Raw genomic sequence first — 1,592 nt, forward strand, 5'->3', positions numbered from 1 at the left:
TTTACGGACAGTAGCTCTTGAAAGATGCAGATCACGGGCAATTGAACTGATACTTTCGCCTTCCCGAATATGACGCCGCCTGATTTTAGCGATAGTTTCCATGCATAACACGCCAGAATCTCCAGCTTAAAGCTGAATAGTTACATAACATCCGGGGTGGTCAAAATTCGACGCTGTTTATCCCGGATTTCTGGATAGTTTTGCACGCTGTTTTGCAATGGCATTTTTATGAAGAAACTCAGCTAGTTTCTTAATTTTTGTTTCTCTGGGGAAAGCCGGATTTTTATTGAGATTATTCATTTGCAATGCCCACTCAGGCATTGTCACATTATTGGTTACTGGGAAGGCCTGGCCTGTTGGGGTAACAGGATTTTTGCTAAGAACTTCTGGCCGATTATCGGATTTTAGTTCTGTAGGCTTAGCTAGATTACCATTAGCAGCATACTGGCCATTTTTTTGATAGAAAGTCGCAATAATTACAATAAAACCTAATATAACCAGAGCAGTAAAAATAATTTTTTTCATAGGCTTATATACCTGATCTTAGTTGTTGAGTATTTATAATCTTGTAATTGTTCATAAAGAATTTATGGGCATCTATTATAATCCATATAGTTTTTACCTGCCTGCTGAATAGCAAAGGCTGAATGTACTTTATCTATTAATAAACAAAAATTTTTTATCTACGAGTAGGACGCTCTTTTATGCTTAAGCATGTCACAATTTTATTTTTAGGTACTTTGGCAGCTTGTTCACCTCAGCCCCCACACCAGAATGACACAGATCAGCATATAGAAAAACCTGGCACTACCTCAGATCAGCCCAGGGTGGTTTATCCCAGACTGGCCACGCTCCCAGCCAGTCGAGAAGGAGATAGTGCAGCACTACAGGGTAAACTATATATAAAAGGCCCCTGCATATATGCCAAAGCTGCCACAAATGAGCTTTATTTGATTGCCAGTATGAACCCTGATGTTTACTGGGATGATCGCCAGCAATCTTTAGTTTTAGCTGGTGGTAAATTAATTAAGGTGGGTGACGCAATCATGCTTGGTGGCTCAACCTACACAGGGCTACAAGGCCAATTAAACTGGACTACCTTTCCTGATAAAACGTGTGATCTAACCCATATCTGGATTGCTAATTCAATCAGTTAAAAATCTTTCATTAACGAAAGATTTTTATAAGCAAAGCAATAAGTTTAACCACTAAAAAAACATTCTATTAAAACTAAAAGCTTAAGACGTGCAAGATATAGAAAAGTGGTCAGGAACATTGGGTTAGATAAATTACACCAATTTTTTGGAAATCGGATTAAACTGAAAGTCCATGACTTCAGAGATCGGACAAATCCACAGATTTTAAACGGGTGGCAGCATCTTAATGTGCTTAGATCAGAAGGCAATGAGCTTGAGATTAAGCAAAAACTTGAAAAACAATTACTTATGCAATGGGAGAAAGGAGTAATTACAAATGAATGCTTTGAACAAGCCGCCGGTGGAAAGGCAGAATTCCAAAGACTCACACGAGGAACAGATGGACAATCTGATGGACACAATGGCGGCCAACTTGAATCGCATGAGCCAGGACGA

At 39.1% G+C, this 1,592-nt stretch carries 3 protein-coding genes; 2 read left to right on the forward strand and 1 reads right to left on the reverse strand.

Annotation, left to right across the window (positions count from 1 at the left end; genetic code table 11):
* Positions 1–177: 177 nt before the first annotated feature.
* Positions 178–525 (reverse strand): hypothetical protein, encoded by a 348-nt coding sequence (locus E2B99_RS12085; RefSeq protein WP_134245246.1) that lies wholly within the window; start codon positions 523–525, stop codon positions 178–180.
* Between the two features lie 437 nt (positions 526–962).
* On the opposite strand from E2B99_RS12085, the gene E2B99_RS12090 reads away from it, so the two are divergent.
* Entirely contained in the window at positions 963–1,157 is a 195-nt protein-coding gene (locus tag E2B99_RS12090; RefSeq protein WP_205669679.1) for a hypothetical protein, read from the forward strand.
* Positions 1,158–1,385: 228 nt separating this feature from the next.
* Positions 1,386–1,592, forward strand: a 207-nt coding sequence (locus tag E2B99_RS14760; RefSeq protein ID WP_205669680.1) for a hypothetical protein, incomplete at its 3' end; no start/stop codon positions are given.

Source organism: Alkanindiges illinoisensis (genome assembly GCF_004377485.1).
In the GTDB taxonomy this organism is placed as follows: Bacteria; Pseudomonadota; Gammaproteobacteria; order Pseudomonadales; family Moraxellaceae; genus Alkanindiges; species Alkanindiges illinoisensis_A.